General features: G+C 67.3%; 18 protein-coding genes. 15 read left to right on the top strand and 3 right to left on the bottom strand.

What is annotated here, in order from left to right:
- Positions 1-10: 10 nt before the first annotated feature.
- Positions 11-1,078, bottom strand: a complete 1,068-nt coding sequence (locus tag ABD206_RS10415) for a hypothetical protein (RefSeq protein ID WP_344072252.1) — start codon at positions 1,076-1,078, stop codon at positions 11-13.
- A gap of 69 nt (positions 1,079-1,147) precedes the next feature.
- Between ABD206_RS10415 and ABD206_RS10410 the strand changes: the two genes are divergently transcribed.
- From ABD206_RS10410 to rpsN, 7 genes are all read left to right on the top strand, one after another.
- Complete coding sequence (locus tag ABD206_RS10410) at positions 1,148-1,555, top strand: Fur family transcriptional regulator (protein ID WP_344072250.1); 408 nt, start codon at positions 1,148-1,150, stop codon at positions 1,553-1,555.
- On the top strand, positions 1,545-2,570 hold the full coding sequence (locus ABD206_RS10405) for a permease (RefSeq protein WP_344072248.1): 1,026 nt from the start codon (positions 1,545-1,547) through the stop codon (positions 2,568-2,570). Before ABD206_RS10410 ends, ABD206_RS10405 begins: the two co-directional genes overlap by 11 nt.
- A gap of 10 nt (positions 2,571-2,580) precedes the next feature.
- Entirely contained in the window at positions 2,581-3,345 is a 765-nt protein-coding gene (locus ABD206_RS10400; protein ID WP_344072246.1) for a TIGR03943 family putative permease subunit, read from the top strand.
- Entirely contained in the window at positions 3,335-4,786 is a 1,452-nt protein-coding gene (locus ABD206_RS10395; RefSeq protein ID WP_344072244.1) for a hypothetical protein, read from the top strand. The genes ABD206_RS10400 and ABD206_RS10395 overlap by 11 nt, the downstream gene beginning before the upstream one ends.
- Before the next feature lie 198 nt (positions 4,787-4,984).
- Positions 4,985-5,221 carry a 50S ribosomal protein L28 gene (gene rpmB, locus ABD206_RS10390; protein ID WP_228179498.1) on the top strand — a complete coding sequence of 79 codons (237 nt, stop codon included), beginning with the start codon at positions 4,985-4,987 and terminating at the stop codon, positions 5,219-5,221.
- Positions 5,221-5,391: a 50S ribosomal protein L33 gene (rpmG, locus tag ABD206_RS10385; RefSeq protein ID WP_005051772.1), complete on the top strand. Its 171-nt coding sequence runs from the start codon at positions 5,221-5,223 to the stop codon at positions 5,389-5,391. The genes rpmB and rpmG overlap by 1 nt, the downstream gene beginning before the upstream one ends.
- Positions 5,392-5,393: 2 nt before the next feature.
- On the top strand, positions 5,394-5,699 hold the full coding sequence (rpsN, locus tag ABD206_RS10380) for a 30S ribosomal protein S14 (protein ID WP_344072240.1): 306 nt from the start codon (positions 5,394-5,396) through the stop codon (positions 5,697-5,699).
- 90 nt (positions 5,700-5,789) lie between these two features.
- Here rpsN and ABD206_RS10375 read toward each other — a convergent pair whose 3' ends face one another.
- The gene (locus ABD206_RS10375; RefSeq protein ID WP_344072237.1) at positions 5,790-6,626 is read right to left on the bottom strand and encodes an alpha/beta hydrolase; all 837 of its coding nucleotides are present in this window, start codon (positions 6,624-6,626) and stop codon (positions 5,790-5,792) included.
- A 185-nt stretch (positions 6,627-6,811) separates the two neighbouring features.
- Here ABD206_RS10375 and ABD206_RS10370 point away from each other — a divergent pair, with 185 nt between their 5' ends.
- The 7 genes from ABD206_RS10370 (at position 6,812) to ABD206_RS10340 (ending at position 13,679) form a co-directional block, all read left to right on the top strand.
- The gene (locus ABD206_RS10370; protein ID WP_344072235.1) at positions 6,812-7,405 is read left to right on the top strand and encodes a TetR/AcrR family transcriptional regulator; all 594 of its coding nucleotides are present in this window, start codon (positions 6,812-6,814) and stop codon (positions 7,403-7,405) included.
- 246 nt (positions 7,406-7,651) lie between these two features.
- The gene (locus ABD206_RS10365; protein WP_344072233.1) at positions 7,652-7,939 is read left to right on the top strand and encodes an HU family DNA-binding protein; all 288 of its coding nucleotides are present in this window, start codon (positions 7,652-7,654) and stop codon (positions 7,937-7,939) included.
- 230 nt (positions 7,940-8,169) lie between these two features.
- Complete coding sequence (locus ABD206_RS10360; protein ID WP_344072231.1) at positions 8,170-9,141, top strand: phosphate/phosphite/phosphonate ABC transporter substrate-binding protein; 972 nt, start codon at positions 8,170-8,172, stop codon at positions 9,139-9,141.
- 76 nt (positions 9,142-9,217) lie between these two features.
- The gene (gene phnC, locus ABD206_RS10355) at positions 9,218-9,994 is read left to right on the top strand and encodes a phosphonate ABC transporter ATP-binding protein (RefSeq protein WP_344072229.1); all 777 of its coding nucleotides are present in this window, start codon (positions 9,218-9,220) and stop codon (positions 9,992-9,994) included.
- Positions 9,991-10,797 (top strand): phosphonate ABC transporter, permease protein PhnE, encoded by an 807-nt coding sequence (gene phnE / locus ABD206_RS10350; RefSeq protein WP_344072227.1) that lies wholly within the window; start codon positions 9,991-9,993, stop codon positions 10,795-10,797. Before phnC ends, phnE (ABD206_RS10350) begins: the two co-directional genes overlap by 4 nt.
- Entirely contained in the window at positions 10,794-11,660 is an 867-nt protein-coding gene (phnE, locus tag ABD206_RS10345; RefSeq protein ID WP_344072225.1) for a phosphonate ABC transporter, permease protein PhnE, read from the top strand. Before phnE (ABD206_RS10350) ends, phnE (ABD206_RS10345) begins: the two co-directional genes overlap by 4 nt.
- 42 nt (positions 11,661-11,702) lie before the next feature.
- Positions 11,703-13,679: a bifunctional copper resistance protein CopD/cytochrome c oxidase assembly protein gene (locus ABD206_RS10340; RefSeq protein ID WP_344072223.1), complete on the top strand. Its 1,977-nt coding sequence runs from the start codon at positions 11,703-11,705 to the stop codon at positions 13,677-13,679.
- Between the two features lie 6 nt (positions 13,680-13,685).
- On the opposite strand, the gene ABD206_RS10335 is transcribed toward ABD206_RS10340, so the two are convergent.
- Positions 13,686-14,789 (bottom strand): hypothetical protein, encoded by a 1,104-nt coding sequence (locus tag ABD206_RS10335; protein WP_344072220.1) that lies wholly within the window; start codon positions 14,787-14,789, stop codon positions 13,686-13,688.
- A 56-nt stretch (positions 14,790-14,845) separates the two neighbouring features.
- Here ABD206_RS10335 and ABD206_RS10330 point away from each other — a divergent pair, with 56 nt between their 5' ends.
- Entirely contained in the window at positions 14,846-16,219 is a 1,374-nt protein-coding gene (locus ABD206_RS10330; RefSeq protein ID WP_344072217.1) for an ATP-dependent DNA helicase, read from the top strand.
- Positions 16,220-16,226: the final 7 nt, after the last annotated feature.

Genomic DNA, 16,226 nt, shown 5'->3' with positions numbered 1-16,226 from the left:
GCGACAATCGTCAGCAGGTCCAGATGGCGTACCACCAGACGCCGTACTCGCCGTTGTCGGTCAGCAAAGAGGTCGCTTCCCACGGGTAGTAGATGACGGCATCCCACGCGGCTTCCCGATAGCCGCCCGAGCCCTCGCACGCCATGCCGTAGAGAGGCTGGGGCGCGACGGGCCGAGGGTAGAAGTCGGCGGGCGCGCCGATGAGAACCGGGTTCCCACGGGGTGAGTCCGGTGAGCCGCCCGTGCCCCCAGCGCTCCCGCCGGTTGTCTGCGCGGCCGCTGCCAAGGCTTCCGCTTCGAGGCGTTCCTGTTCGACCGTCGCCTCGTGCGAGAGTCGTGCGTCGACCACGGCGGTGGTGAGCTGCTCGATCGCTGTGCGAGCGTCGCGGACTGCGGCCGCGATGGGGCGTCCGGTGGAGTGGTCAGCATATGTGCCGACCAGGTCCGCTGCCGCAGAGACATTGGCGTGCTCCTCGGGCCCGGCCTTGTCGTAGCCGAGGCTGTTCGGGAGCGATACCGCGGATTCCAGAAACGCGTACCACTGCGCAGTGACCGCTGCGAGCTGGTCGTCCAGGCTTGCGAGTGTGTGTCGGTAGAAGCGCGCCCGCGCCTGCGTTGTTCGGGCGGCAGCATCCAGTGACTCTGCGTGGGCGATGAGGTCATCGATCGTGTCGTCGTGCGGGTCGGCGTACAGGTCGGAGACCGCCGCAAACTGCGTTCCCAGCGAATGGCCTGCATCCACGGCATCGGCGAAATCCCGAACGGCCTGCGTGAACGACGCCTCGACGACCGAAAGCCCGGGTGCCTCCTGCGGTAGCGTGCCCTCGGCGCCGCTGAATGCGGCGAGCATCGAGTCCATTTCGTGGACACGGACCTCCAGTGCCGCATAGGCGGAGAGCTGGCGAAGTCGTTCGTGATCGACGACGCTGCGCGCCGCCTCGACCAGGTCATATGCCTGCTCGACGCGTGCCGTGTGCGCGACCGCGGGGGGAACGAGGATCGCCGTGAGTGCGACAGCGCATGTCGCGCGCACAGCCCACCTCGCGGTGCTGTCACGCCGATTGATCCTCAGTCCCATCCCCCGCATGCTATTCCGTGCGTGCCCCTTCCCATCCGACCCACAGACCGCGCCGCTACACTCCCACCCATGGCTCAACGCAACACCTGGCAGCGCGAGCGCGTCCGTTCCGCGCTCGGCGAGGCGGGAGGCTTCGTCAGCGCCCAAGCGCTGCACGCGACGCTACGTGCGCAAGACACCGGCATCGGCCTTGCCACCGTCTACCGTGCCCTGGCAGGGCTGGCAGAAGACGGTGCGGCCGACTCGCTCCAGAGCCCAGAGGGCGAAGCTCTCTACCGCGCCTGCACCACGGGTGGCCACCATCACCACTTGATCTGTCGAGAGTGCGGTACCGCCGTGGAGATCGCGGCCACCCCGGTTGAGAAGTGGGCGAAGTCGGTCGCCGCCGAACACGGATTCTCCGAGGCTGAGCACGTGATCGACATCTTCGGTAGGTGCTCGTCGTGCACCGCGGCGGCGGAGGCACGTGAGCGCTGATACCCGTCCGAGGACGGTGCGCTCGACCACGGCCGCCTCGCGGACTGCGGTGGCGCTCGGCATCGGCATCCTCGCCATCGGTGCAGTCGTGGCGATCGACCTGTTCGCCCCCACGTTCTTCGAGGATCCGCTGCCGACGCGAGCTCAGGACGGACTCACGCTCGCCCTGAGCGTCCTCATCGAGTCACTCCCCTTCGTGGCCCTCGGCGTCGTGCTCTCGATCGTGGTGCAGGTCTGGGTGCCGCCCGGGGCGCTCGAGCGCTGGATGCCGCGGACGCCGTGGCTGCGGCGGGCGGTGCTGTCACTGCTGGGAATGTTCATCCCGGTATGCGAATGCGGGAATGTTCCCTTCGCGCGCGGCCTGCTCATGCGCGGATTCACCGTTCCCGAGACGTTGACCTTCCTGATCGCGGCGCCGATCGTGAACCCGATCGTCATCATCACCACCCATCAGGCCTTCGGCTTCAGCGACGGCATCCTGGTGGCGCGCCTGCTCGGCGGATTCGCGATCGCCAATCTGCTCGGCTGGCTCTACTCGCGTCATCCGAGCCCGGATGCGCTTCTGACGGAGCGCTTCCGTGACACCTGCGAACTGGTCACGCACGAGCCCGGCGGCAGGATGCGCCGCAGCCTCGCCCAGCTGGTGATCGAACTGCGTGCGGTGATGCCGGCGTTGATCATCGGGTCGGCGATCGCCGGAGCGGTGCAGGTGCTCGTGCCGCGCGATGCGCTCTTGGCGATCGGATCCAACCCCGCGATGTCGCTGGTGGCGATGATCGCCCTCGCGATGGTCGTGTCCATCTGTTCCAACGTCGACTCGTTCTTCGCGCTCTCTTTCGCCTCCACCTTCACGCCGGGGTCGATCGTCGCGTTCCTGCTTGTCGGACCTCTCGTCGATGTGAAGATGCTCGCGCTGTTGCGCACGACGTTCACGACCAGGACGCTCGTCGGCATCGTGGTCGTGGTGGTGCTCTCGGCCTTCGCGATCGGAGCGGGGGTGAACCTCGTTGCGTAGGGCTTCTGCTGTGGGCACCCGTTGGCTCGGGGTCGGGTTGGCATCCGTCCTCGCGATCATCACGATCGTGCTCGCGGTGACGGGTCAGCTCGCGTTGTACATCAATCCAGACTCGGCCTGGTTCGCCGTCGGGATGGCGGTGTTGCTGCTCATCGGCGCCGTGGCGTCGTTCGCGCTACCGCTCGGAGCTGAGGCAGACCACGGACACGATCACGGCGACGGCGCGCACCCCGAGGGGGACATGTCGCACGAACACGCGCCCGCGCAGCGCACCCACCCCGTCGCGGCGGTCGTGAGCGTCACCGGCGGTGTGCTTGCCACCCTGATCGTGGGAGTCTCCCTTGTCGTGCCTGCCGCCACACTGTCGACAGAGCTCGCGGCCTCGCGCGTCAGCGCGGGCGTTCCGCTGTTCGGTGGGACGGATGTCGTCACCCTGGCTTCTTCGGGCGACACCTCCGAATTCGGCGTGGGGGAGTGGGCGACGGTGTTCGCGACCGCGACCAACCCGGCTGCCTTCGACGGCGACCCGATCGTGCTGACGGGCTTCGTCTCGGGCGCCGATGGCGGATTCGACCTGTCCCGCTTCGTCATCACCCACTGCGTGATCGACGCGCAGGCGGCCACCCTTCCCGTGCAGTGGGACGGTGCCGATGCACCCGAGGGCGCGTGGGTCACCGTCACGGGTACGGTGCGGTCGGGCTCCGACGGCGCCCTCACGGTCGTCGCCGACGGGGTTGACGTCATCGACGAGCCCGAGGACCCGTATGAGTACTGACCGCGCGTCCGGCCGCGCACAGGGCCGATCGTCGCGCCGGCAGCGCGCGGTGCGACGACGTCTGCGCGCGTACCTGCTCGGGTTCGGCGCGGTGATCGCGGCCCTAGCGATCGTCGGCGGCCTCGCCGCGGCGGTGAGTGTCGCCGTCGGTCCCCGCGTGACGAACGTGCACGTGGATCCGGCCGCGGCGATCGCCGCGTCGGGAGCGCGCCTGATCATCACGACGTCCCAATCGTTGGCCGAGGTGGATGCCGACCAGGTCACGGTCACCCCCGCCACCCCGTTCCAGGTCGACACCGCCGGGCGCACCCTCGGCATACGGTTCACGGTCCCCCTCGACGACTCCACCGAGTACACGGTTTCGATCGCCGGGGTGACTGGCGTGTCGGGTGATGTGGCGACGACGATCACGGAGACGTTCACCACTCCGGCCAGCGAGATCTTCCTCCTGCAGCGCGGAACGGCCGAGGGCGACACGATCTTCCGCACCGACCTCACCGGCGAGCAGGCCGTGGCTGTGTTCGCCGCCGACCACATCGAGGACTTCCGCGCGACTGCCGAGCACCTGGTCGTGTGGATCGATGACGCCGGAACGAGCAGCCTGATCGTCACCGATCTCGACGGGAACGATCCGCAGGAGCTTCCCCTGCCGGCGGAGGGCTACCTCAGCGGTCTACAGTCGGCCGACCGTGGCGAGCAGATCGGATACCTCTTCACCGACGCCGACCCGAGTGTCGAGGGCGCGCTCGAATCTGCCCTCTTCACCACATCGCTGAACGACCCCGCCGCCGAGCCCACGCGGGTCGCGGTGGCGGGCGTCGACGAGCGCATCGCGCAGTGGTCGTTCGTTCCCGACACCGACAGCATCCTGCTGATGACCTTCGACGGCGCCCTCATGCTGACGCAGGCGGATGGAGCCGACCCCACTGCCTTCGGCTCGGCGCTGGCGATCGACGGCATCGCCGCGGGGACCTCGGAGGCGATCATCGAGCGCCTCGACGGCATCTACGTCCTGGATCTGGCCACCGGCGACGAGTCGGTCCTCGTGCCGGCAGACACCGAGGGGCTCGAAGGTGCGGTGCTGCCGATCCCCGGCGGAGAGACCGTGCGGACGCTGTACCCCGTCACCGCCGAGGGATACCCGACCGGGGCGACCGAGGTCGCCGTCGTCACCGCGGAGGGGACAGCGACCGTCGTGTACTCCGCTCCGGCCACCGACGCGTTGCTGCAGACCTGTGTGTCCCCGAGCGGTCAGTATGTCGCGGTGCTGGTGGCACCGGGCGTGGCGGACAACCCATACGACGGGTATCAGCTACCGCTGCCGGAGACCGTGGAGACGCACATCATCGAGGTCTCACCCGAGGGCGGGGTGGCCCAGGAGGTCGTCGCGCTGACCGGGTTCGCGATCTCGTGGTGCCAGACATCCGTCGCCTGGCGCTGATGCCCGAGATCGGCGCGGCGTGGCATCCATGGTAAAGTCGATCTTTGTCTGCGCGCTCTCCAGCACGCAGTTCGTGTTTCGATTCCCGATCTGATCGCCGACCGGAGCTTCCGGGCGGAGGTTTTTCGCGGGGCGGAACGCAGACAAGGGATCTTGGGTGAGGCCGTCCGGCCTCACGGTATTGAAGGAGTTATCACCATGGCTGCAGTGTGCCAGGTGACCGGAGCGGTTCCCGGCTTCGGTCACAACATCTCGCACTCGCACCGCCGGACGAAGCGCCGCTTCGACCCGAACGTGCAGAAGAAGACCTACTACGTGCCCTCGCTCGGTCGTAAGGTCACCCTGAACGTGTCCGCCAAGGGCATCAAGGTGATCGACGCTCGTGGCATCGAGTCGGTCGTGAAGGACCTGATCGCGAAGGGTGTGAAGCTCTAATGGCGAAGAAGGCTCAGGACGTCCGTCCGATCATCAAGCTGCGTTCGACCGCCGGCACGGGGTACACCTACGTGACGCGCAAGAACCGCCGCAACAACCCCGACCGCATCGTGCTGAAGAAGTATGACCCCGTCATCCGCAAGCACGTCGAATTCCGAGAGGAGCGCTGATCATGGCTAAGAAGAGCAAGATCGCCCGCAACCAGCAGCGCCAGGAGGTCGTGGATCGCTACGCCGCCAAGCGCCTCGAGCTCAAGAAGCAGCTCGTCGACCCGAACGCATCGGACGAAGAGCGCGAAGCCGCTCGCGTCGGCCTGCAGAAGCTGCCGCGCAACGCGTCGCCGGTTCGCCTGCGCAACCGCGACGCGATCGACGGTCGCCCCCGCGGCGTGCTGACGAAGTTCGGCATCTCGCGCGTGCGCTTCCGCGACATGGCGCACCGTGGCGAGCTGCCCGGTGTCACCAAGTCGTCCTGGTAAGCCAGCACTGACGTCCGAGAACGCCCGCCCCCGTCCGGGGGTGGGCGTTCTCGCTTTGTGCCTGCGCGTGTCCGCGCAGTTCAGCTGATTTCAGCCGGCGACCGGGGCCTTCGCATGGGTGGTGGCCCAGTCGAGAGCGAAGTCAGCGACCTCTTCCCAACCGTCTTGGCTGACGATGCGGTGGGTGCGGCCGGCGTACTGCCGGTACTCCACGACGGCAGGGCTGCCGGTGGCGGCATACTTCTTCACGATCGCCGTGGCGATGGCCGGTGGCACGACGTGATCCTTCTCGGCGCCGATGATCAGGAGCGGGGCGCGGTCGGTGCGGCCGAAGTCGACGTGCGACGCGCCCCCCTTCTCGTTGAACGCCGCGCCGACGCCCTGGAAGAACACCTTGTTGTAGGACGGGACCGCGAACTGCGCCCAGAGCTCATCGGATGCCTTGCGGCTCAGGTCGTTGCCGAACGTGAAGTGGAAGTGCGCCTTCGAGAGCTGCTTCGCGCCGTTCTTGCCAAAGGGATTCGACAAGATCGGGGTCCCGGTCCACAGGGTCGTGAGAGGGAGAGTCGTGATGCCCGCGGGCTGAGCGGGGGTGACGGCGACATATGCCGCTCCGAGGTCGCGGTCGGCGAGCATCTGGGTGAAGAGCCCCCCGAAGGAGTGCCCCATGATGATGGGCTTCTCGGGAAGGGCGCGGATGATGCCCTCGTAGTGGTCGACGATCTCGGCGATGCCGATGCCCTTGAGGGCATCGGGGTTGGTGCGGATGTCATCGACCGTGCGGTCATCGATCCCCGGCCAGCCGGGGATGATCACGTCGTGGCCGGCGGCGCGGAAGCGCTCGGCCCAGGTGTCCCAGCTCGTGGGTGTCATCCACAGTCCGTGGATGAGGACGATCGGTGCCTTGTGGGTGGAGGTGGTGTCCATGATGTCTTTCCTTTGTGAGGTGGTGCGTGGGGGAGTGGATGTAAAAACTTCTGTGATCTCGCCCGGTCTGGGCTTCTGTGTGCGATAGTAGACCGAACGTTCTATCTACACAAGATATTCCCGAGAGTCTTTTTCGAGAGTCCCCGGGGCGTCGCTCCGGATGCCACGATGAACAGGGACCCGCCATGAACACCGCCGCACAGCACTCATCCCCCGCCTCGCGCCCCTCATCCGCACGCGCGCGACTACTGGATGCTGCGACCGAACTGTTCTACGGCGAGGGGATCCACGCCGTCGGCGTGGACCGGATCATCGAGACCGCTGGTGTCACCCGCGCCACCATGTACAAGCAGTTCGGCGGCAAGGAGGCGCTCGTCGTCGCCTATCTGGAGGGGGAGGACCGGCGCCTGCGGGAACTGTTCGCCGCGGCCACACACCAGACAGCGCAACCGGCGGCGCTCCTCGAGCTCGCGCTGCAGGGGATCGCCGCCGATATCGCGCTGCGTCACACGCGCGGGTGCCCGTTCATCAATGCGGCTGCCGAGTACCCCGACGAAGGCCCGGTGCGTGACGTCATCGCCGCGCACCGCGAGTGGTTCCGGGGCGGCATGACAGACCTTGCCACCGCGGCCGGCCTGACGGATCCGGATGAGGTAGCGGCATCCCTCGTGCTGCTGCGCGATGCGGCCCTCGTGGGCGGATACCTCGACGGAGTCGCCCAGGTGGAGGAGGCGTTCCTGCGCACCGCCCGGGGCGTCATCGCCGCGCACACCGCATGAGCCCCCTCAGCGAACCATCCCATTTCTGCCGAGGCATCCCGCTATGCGGGCCACGTCGACGAAATCGGGATGCTTCGCAGGAGCAGATACCCCGACACGCCGTCGTATGAGGCCGAATGTGTCCGGAAATCCGCGAAATCACGCGGCTCTCGCGTATATTCGAGCACGGTCGGTCAGACCAGCCGGGTGAATCCACCCGGTCCGTGCACAAGGGCGGAGACTTCACCGCCTTGGAGGACAACCACAATGGCTGAAAAGTCCATCACCAAGACCGAGCTCGTTGCGAGCATCGCCGCCTCGACGGGCCAGAGCCAGGCCGCAGTCTCGGGCGTCATCGACGCGCTGTTCTCGACCGTTGCCGAGGCTGTTGCCAAGGGCAGCAAGGTCTCGATCCCCGGTTGGGTGTCGTTCGAGCAGGTCGAGACCTCGGCTCGCACCGGTCGCAACCCCCAGACCGGCGCCGAGATCCAGATCCCCGCTGGCACGCGCGTGAAGGTCACCGCGGGCGCCAAGCTCAAGGCTGCCGGCAAGTAGTCACCGCAGTTCTCGGAACGGGGCATCGCGTCAGCGATGCCCCGTTTTCTCATGCCCGGAGAGGCCGTGATGTCGCGGCGAAGTCGGCCTGAAGAACAACATGTAAACACGCGCAAGGCGCTCTGATTCACCTCGTAGCCTGGCCGAACGGTTCGGGGGAACGCACCGGTGATCCCGGCCGAACGCATCACATCTGTCGCATCTTCAACACAGCACTAGGAGATATCGTCGTGTTCTCTCGCAAACTCTTCACCGCCGCGGCCGCCGTCGCGGGTCTCGGCCTCGTTCTCGCCGGCTGCGCCGGCACCGATGACGCCGGCGCCGACCCCGAGGCGCTCGTCCTCGGCCTGGTTCCCTCGCAGGATGTCGATCAGCTCGTCACCGACGGCGACGCACTGGCTGACCTCCTCACCGAGCAGCTCGGGATCCCCGTGACCGCCGAAATCACCGACAACTATGCGGGCCTCGTGGTGGCCATGCAGACCGACCAGGCTCAGATCGGCATGTTCGGTCCCATCGGCCTGGTGCAGGCGCAGGACGAGGCGGGCGCCGTTCCGATCCTCCAGTCGGTCCGCTACGGCGACAGCGTCTACGTGACGCAGTGGTTCACGAACGACCCCGACACGTACTGCCTCACCGACATCGTCACCGAGACCGACGACGATGGTGTGGACTACCTCTACTGCAACGGGACCGAAGAGGGCAACGTCGGCCCGCTGGGCGAGGATGCACTGGCTCTCGTCACCCAGGACGAGACGATCGCCTTCGTCGATGAGGGCTCGGCATCGGGCTACTACTACCCTGCGACCCAGCTCGGCCTGCTCGGCCTGGACATCAACGACCTGAGCGGCGCGTTCTTCGCCGGTGGTCACCCCAACGCCGTACGTGCCGTGTACGACGGCGACGCGGTCATCGGGACGAGCTTCAATGACGCACGTACCAGCCTCGCCGAGGAGACCCCCGACATCGGCGAGAAGGTCGTCGTGTTCGCGCACTCGACGCTGATCCCCAACGACGGCGTCGCCGTCAGCGGAACGCTCTCCACAGAGTGGCAGGACAAGATCGCCGACGCCTTCCTCGCGATCGCAGACACCGAGGACGGCGCCGCGGTGCTCGACGCGGTGTACTCGATCGACGGTCTCGTTCCCGCGGACCTCGAGGCACTCGAGAACGCCCGCGCGGTCTACGAGAACTTCGGCTGATCGTTCTTTCTCGCACGGCAGTGATGCCGGGCGGTCGGGATTTCCCCGGCCGCCCGGCATCCGACATGGTGGCACTGTGGTAATTCGCTTCGACAACGTGTCGGTCCGCTACGGCACCGGCACACTCGGTCTCGACGGCATCGACCTGGAGATCCCCGACGGTCAATTCGTGGTGGTGGTCGGGCTCTCGGGTGCCGGAAAGTCGACCCTCGTCCGCACGATCAACGGCCTCGTCCCGGTGACGTCGGGAACCCTCACCGTCGGTGACCAGCAGGTCAGCGGCGCGCGTGCGCGGGACCTCCGGACGCTGCGTGCCAAGGTCGGCATGATCTTCCAGTCTTTCAACCTGGTCTCGCGCACTTCGGTGATGAACAACGTGTTGGTCGGAAGGTTGCACCAGACGTCCACGCTGCGCTCCCTCCTGGGCTGGTGGAAGCCGGAGGACCGCGAGATCGCGTTTCAGGCGCTGGAGCGGGTCGGCATCGTCGAGAAGGCATGGGTGCGTGCCTCGCAGCTGTCCGGGGGGCAGCAGCAGCGTGTGGCCATCGCGCGCGTGCTCGCGCAGGAGCCGTCGGTGATCCTCGCAGACGAGCCGGTCGCCTCCCTCGACCCGCCGACGGCGAACCAGGTGATGCGGGACCTTCGACGCATCAACCGCGAGCTGGGCATCACGACCATCGTGAACCTCCACTTCCTGGACCTTGCGCGCACCTACGGCGACCGCATCATCGGTATGCGCGGCGGCAAGGTGGTGTTCGACGGCACGGGGGCGGATGCCGACGACGCCGTGTTCGAGCAGATCTACGGCCGGTCGCTGAACGCCTCGGACGTCCTGCCCGGCGGCGACGCATGACGACCCTGAGTGCTCCGAGCAGCACGACCGCACGGCCGACGAAGCCGCGGAGGTCATGGAAGACCGCTGCCGTCGTCGTCGTGGTGGTGGGTTTCACGATCTGGGCCGGTGCCGGTATCGGGTTCACGCTGGCGCCGCTGTTCACCGATCTCGGCCGCGGGTGGGTGATCCTCGAGCAGCTGTTGCACCCCAACTGGCTGTTCATCTTCGAGGTCGGCAATGCCTGGCTCGAGACCCTCGCGATCGCGGTCCTCGCGAGCCTGTTCGGCTGCGCGGTCGGGCTCGTCGCCGCAATGCTCGCCTCCAGCGTCACGCTGCCGAACAAGGCGTGGCACCAGGTCATCAAGTGGACCCTGTCGGTGATCCGTTCCATCCCCGACATCGGGTACGCGTTCCTGTTCGTCGCCCTCGTCGGTGTCGGGTCGCTTGCCGGCATCCTCGCCCTGACGATGTTCAACCTCGGTATCGTCGCCAAGCTCACCTCGGAGTCGATCGACGCGGTCGACAGAGGGCCGCTCGAGGCCGCCGCGGCCTCCGGCGCCAATGGCATCCAGCGCGCGCGATGGGCGGTGTACCCGCAGGTGCTGCCGAACTTCCTCAGCTACAGCCTTTACGTCTTCGAGCTCAACATCCGCGCATCGATCGTGATCGGCGCCGCCGGCGCCGGTGGCATCGGAAACGTGTTGCTCGTGCAGCTCGGACGCTTTGAGTGGGAGAACATCTCGGCGCTCGCGATCGCGACATTCGTCGTCGTGCTCGCGATCGACGTCGCCTCACAGGCGATCCGGCGGAGGATCACATGAGCACCGTGCGCCCTCAGCCTCCCAGCAAGACCTGGTCGACGGTCTGGCTGATCGTGACCGCCGCCGTGGTCGTCGTCGCGGTGTGGCTGGTGGACGCGAACTGGGCCCGCCTTCTCGGACTTCCCGGCGCGGTCGGCAACTACGCGGTCCTCATGGGCTCCGGTGTCTTCCAGAACCCGTTCGCCGAGCCCTGGAACGAATACTGGGCCCTGGCGACGAGCCGCATGCTCGAGTCGGTGCAGATGGCGTGGATCGGCACGCTCATCGGCGCGGCTCTCTCGCTGCCGTTGGGCTTCCTCGCGGCCCGCACGATCTCCCCGCCGGGCGTCGTCTTCGTCGTGCGCCAAATCCTCAACGCCATTCGCGCCCTCCCCGAGGTGGTCCTCGCGATCGTGCTGATCATGCCGATCTTCGGTCTGGGACCCCTGACGGGTGCGCTGGCCCTCGGCATCGGATCGATCGGCACGCTCGGCAAGCTCACCGCCGAGGCGATTGAGGCGACGGACCCGGGCCCGGTGGAAGCCGCGATCGCCTCCGGGGCCGGTCCGCTCCAGCGCATCCGCTGGGCGATCGTGCCGCAGGCGCTCCCCGAGATCCTCGCCTTCTGGCTCTACCGCTTCGAAGTCAACATCCGCGCGTCCGCGGTGCTCGGTGTGATCGGCGCGGGCGGCATCGGCTCCCTCCTGTCGCAGCTGTTCAACCGCCGCGAGTGGGCACAAATCGGCGTGACGCTCGTGGTCATCATCGTCGTCACGATCATCGTGGACTCGATCTCGGGAGCAGCGCGAAAGCGCCTCATCGAGGGTTCCGACGTCCGCACGAGCCGCCGCGAGCGGCGAGAGCAGGCCGAAGCGATCGTCTGATCTCCGGATGGGATTCCCGCAACCCGCGCCTAGGCTAGGGGGGTGAATCCCCGCCTTCTGCGAGCCGTCGGTCCCGCGACGCTCGCAGTGGTCGCCCTCGCCGTCATGGTCGTCGCCTTGGCCTACGGCGGCGGCGCGACACCGCTCGTGATCGGCGATGCCGGTCCCGTCGTGCGGTGGGGTCTGCCGGCCATGACGCTCGCGACGAACCTCTCTGCCGCGGGCATGGTGGGTTCGGTGGTGGTTGCGCTCTGGGCTCTCACCCCCGACGAACCCGCGTTCGAGGCGGCGTTGGGTATGACGTCGGCCTCGGCAGCCGTCTTCACGCTCGCCGCCGGTGCGACCGGGTTCCTCACCTTCGTGGATGCCTTCAATGCGGCCATCACGATCGGCCCCGAGTTCGGCGCTCAACTGGGCCGGTTCCTCACCGACACCGACCTCGGTCGCTCGTGGCTGCTGACGACCATCTTCGGCGCCGTCGTCACCGTGCTCTCGTTCGCCGTCCGCGGCTGGACGGGGACCTTCCTCGTCGCGATCGTCGCGGTCACCGCTCTGGTCCCGGTCGCCACCCAGGGGCACTCGGGTGAGGAGGCGAACCACAACGCGGCGGTGATGGCGACGGTCCTCCACGTCGAGGGTGCCGCGCTCTGGCTGGGCGGACTCATCCTCATGGTGGTCGTCCGGCCGCTGCTGGATCGGACCCGTATGGCCAACGCGCTCTCGCGCTATTCGACGATCGCGCTGATCGGATTCGTCGTCGTCGCAGGCTCCGGGCTCGTGCGCGCGGCGATCGGCGTCGTCACTGTGGACGGACTCTTCTCGCCCTACGGCGCGATCCTCATGGTCAAGGTTGTCGCGCTCCTCGCGCTCGGGCTCTTCGGCGCCTGGTACCGCCTGCGCCTCATCGGGCGACTCCGTGAGAGCGGCGCCGCCCGCTCGTTCTGGAGCCTCATCCTCGCCGAGATCGTCTTCATGGGAATCGCGAGCGGCGCCGCTGTGGCCCTGTCACGCACCCCTCCGCCGGTCGACACGACGTTGCCCGAGCTGCGCACTCCCGCCGAGTTCCTCACCGGCGCGGCGCTTCCTGCCGAACTCACTCCGCTGCGCTGGATCACCGAGTGGGAGATCGATGTGCTCTGGGTGTTCGCCTGCGCGTTCGGGGTGTTCTTCTACCTCGCCGGCGTGCGGCGACTGCGAAAGCGTGGCGACAGCTGGCCGCTCTATCGCACGATCCTGTGGGTCGCCGGCATGGCCATGCTCCTCTGGGTCACGAACGGCGCGCACGCCGTCTATCAGGAGTACTTGTTCAGCGTGCACATGCTCGGGCACATGCTCTTGACGATGGCGATACCGCTCATGCTGGTCGCGGGGGCGCCCGTGACGCTTGCGCTGCGGACGATCCGCAAACGCGATGACGGCACGCGGGGTGGGCGCGAATGGATCATGTGGGCGCTCCACACACCGTTCGCGAAGGTCATCACGAACCCGTACTTCGCCGCCGCGAACTTCGTGCTCTCGCTGTGGCTGTTCTATTTCACCGACCTATTCCGGTGGAGCCTGTACGACCACCTCGGTCACGAGTGGATGATCTTCCATTTCCTGGTCACCGGCTACCTTTTCGTCCTGTCCCTCATCGGCATCGACCCCATCCCCTATCGTCTTCCCTACCCGTTCCGCCTGCTCGTTCTCATCGGCGTCATGGCGATGCACGCGTTCTTCGGGATCGCGCTCATGATGAACAGTGGACTCATGGTCGCCGAATGGTTCGGGTCGATGGGGCGCACATGGGGGGCGACACCGCTGGAGGATCAGTACATCGGCGGGGGCATCGCATGGTCGGTGGGTGAGATCCCGACGCTGATCCTCGCGATCACGGTCGCCATCCAGTGGAGTCGCAGTGACGAGCGCCTGCAGCGTCGCGCCGACCGGCACGCGGACCGCACGGCGGATGCCGAGCTCGAGGAGTACAACGCCAAGCTCGCGCGCCTGGCGGAGCGCGACGCGCGAGCGGGCCGCTAGTTCCGCTCAGCCCGAGGCGACCGAGATCGACGCGCTGCCGTCGGGCTGCATCGTGATCGCACCGGTGACCACGAAGGGCACGTCTTGGCTGAGTGTGCTGACAGCGCCGCTATAGATCGAGCGCACGTCCATCTCGATGTGAGCCATGGCTGTCGCTGCGGGGATGTCCCACCCGGCACCGTCGGCGACCAGCGTGACCTCGGGGTAGTCGATGATCGACCATTCCGGGAGCGTGACGATGCGGTCGTTGGTCTCGTAGCCGAACGGGCACGCGGTCGGGAGCAACACCTGCTGGGTGGTGCACTGGTCCAGGAATCCGTCGACCTGATCCTGCACGAGGGAGACGAAGTCCTCGGTGGCTTCGGCGGTGACGGTCACGGGCACGGATGTGAACGCGACATCCGAGAGCATCGCGACGCCGGTCGAGGTCGCGGTCGCGGTATCCACAGTGACCGAATACAGACCGGGGGAGAAGACCAGCAACGACACCGGCGCCGACAGGTCCGCGGCCGAGCCGTCCGCCGACACCTGGCGCTTGTCCACTTCGAAGCCGTTGACGGCGAACGAGGTGGAGCCGTTGACGGTCAGCTCCATGACCGAGATCGGGCTCTGGGCGAACTGCCATCGCGGTGCGATGCCCAGGAAACCTGCCCGTTCGACCTGAAACTGCGACGTCGCCTCATGACCGCCGGCGGTGTAGGAGACGGTCACGGTCACGACCCCGTCGCTCTCCGTGTGAGAGATGGCGTGGATGTCGGTGAGAGAGCCCAATGCGGCGCTGCGCAGCAAGGCATCGGACGCGGAGCTGGGAAGTCCTGCTGCTTCGAGTTCCTCGGAATCGAGTGCGACGCCCGGCAGCGCGAGCGCTTCTGCCGCCCGTCCGTCGGCGAGGAGCGTCAGGTACCGCTCGACGAAGGCCGACGCACTATAGAAGGTCTGAACGATGGTGACGCCGCCTGCGATGAGCGCCAGAACGAGCAGGATCCCGATGCCACCCAGCAACAGCAGGTCGGCGCGGGTGGAGCGCTTGCGGCGTCGACGATCGGCGCGCGAGGGAGTGCGCGGATCGCGCGCCGACGCATCCGAAAGCGTCTCCCCCACGCTGGTCATGACACCCAGCTTAGGAAGCGGTCCTGTGAGAGTGCCTGAGCGTTTACCATGGCTCGGTGGATGCGACCGGGCTGTCGAAGGAGCAGGCCGAGCTGTTCCGTCTGATCGAGGACACCCGAGAGCACGTCTTCGTCACCGGCCGCGCCGGCACCGGCAAGTCGACCTTGCTGCAGTATCTCGCCCACCACACGCAGAAGCAGATCGCCGTATGCGCGCCCACGGGGGTTGCCGCGCTCAACGTCGAAGGGCAGACGATCCACTCGCTGCTGCGCCTTCCCATCGGGTTGATCGCGGATGCCGAACTCGACCATCCTGCCGCGACCCGCAAGCTGCTGAACGCCATCGACACCCTGGTCATCGATGAGATCTCGATGGTCAACGCCGACGTGATGGATGCGATCGACAGATCGCTGCGCCAGGCTCGGGGCCGCCGCTCCGAGCCCTTCGGCGGTGTGCAGATCGTCATGTTCGGCGATCCTTACCAGCTGGCTCCGGTCCCGCCTCGGCGCGGGGACGAACTGCGCTACGTCCACGATCACTACCGCTCGTTCTGGTTCTTCGACGCGCGGGTGTGGGCGGGCTCGGATCCCGAGCTGCCCGGCGCCGAGGGCACCTCCCTGCTCGACCTCGGCCGATACGGCGCTGCGCTGCGCATCCACGAGCTGGTGGACATCCACCGTCAGGCCGACCCTCGCTTCCGTCGCATGCTCAACGCCGTGCGGCACGGTCGGGTGACGTCGGACCTCGCCGAGATCTTGAACGACACCGGCGCGCGTACCCCTCCGGAAGCTGGACCCGGCGAAGTCCCGATCATCACGCTGGCCACACGCAACGACATCGTGTCCTCGATCAACCGACGGCACCTGGATGCGCTGCCCGGGCGCAGCCAGGCGGCGCTCGCGGAGGTCAACGGCGATTTCGGACGCGGAGAGAGCGGCTACCCGGCCGACCCCGAGCTGCACCTGAAGGTCGGCGCGCAGGTCATGTTCTTGCGCAACGACATCTCGAATCCGGGGCAGCCGCCGCGGTGGGTCAACGGCACGATCGGAACCGTCGTGCGGATCGCGGGCGGCAGCGTCCGCGTGGAGATCGACGGGGAAGACGTAGATGTCGAGCCCGCTGTCTGGGAGAAGCTGCGCTACGCCTACGACTCGGTCAACAAGTCGGTGACCCGCGAGGTGGTGGCAGAGTTCACCCAGTTCCCGCTGCGTCTGGCGTGGGCGATCACGATCCACAAGTCGCAGGGAAAGACCTATGACCGCGCGGTGATCGATCTGGGCTCGGGCGCGTTCGCTCCGGGCCAGACCTACGTCGCGCTCAGCCGACTCACCTCGCTCGACGGGCTCTACCTCTCCCGCCCGCTCCGGCCCCGCGACATCCGCGTGGACCCCGACGTCGAGCGATTCATGTCCGCCGCCCAGCGGGGCTGAGGCCAGC

This window comes from Microbacterium sediminicola (assembly GCF_039531125.1).
GTDB classification, from domain to species: Bacteria; Actinomycetota; Actinomycetes; order Actinomycetales; family Microbacteriaceae; genus Microbacterium; species Microbacterium sediminicola.
Note: the sequence above shows the minus strand (reverse complement) of the source record. Positions and strands in the feature narration are given on the sequence as shown.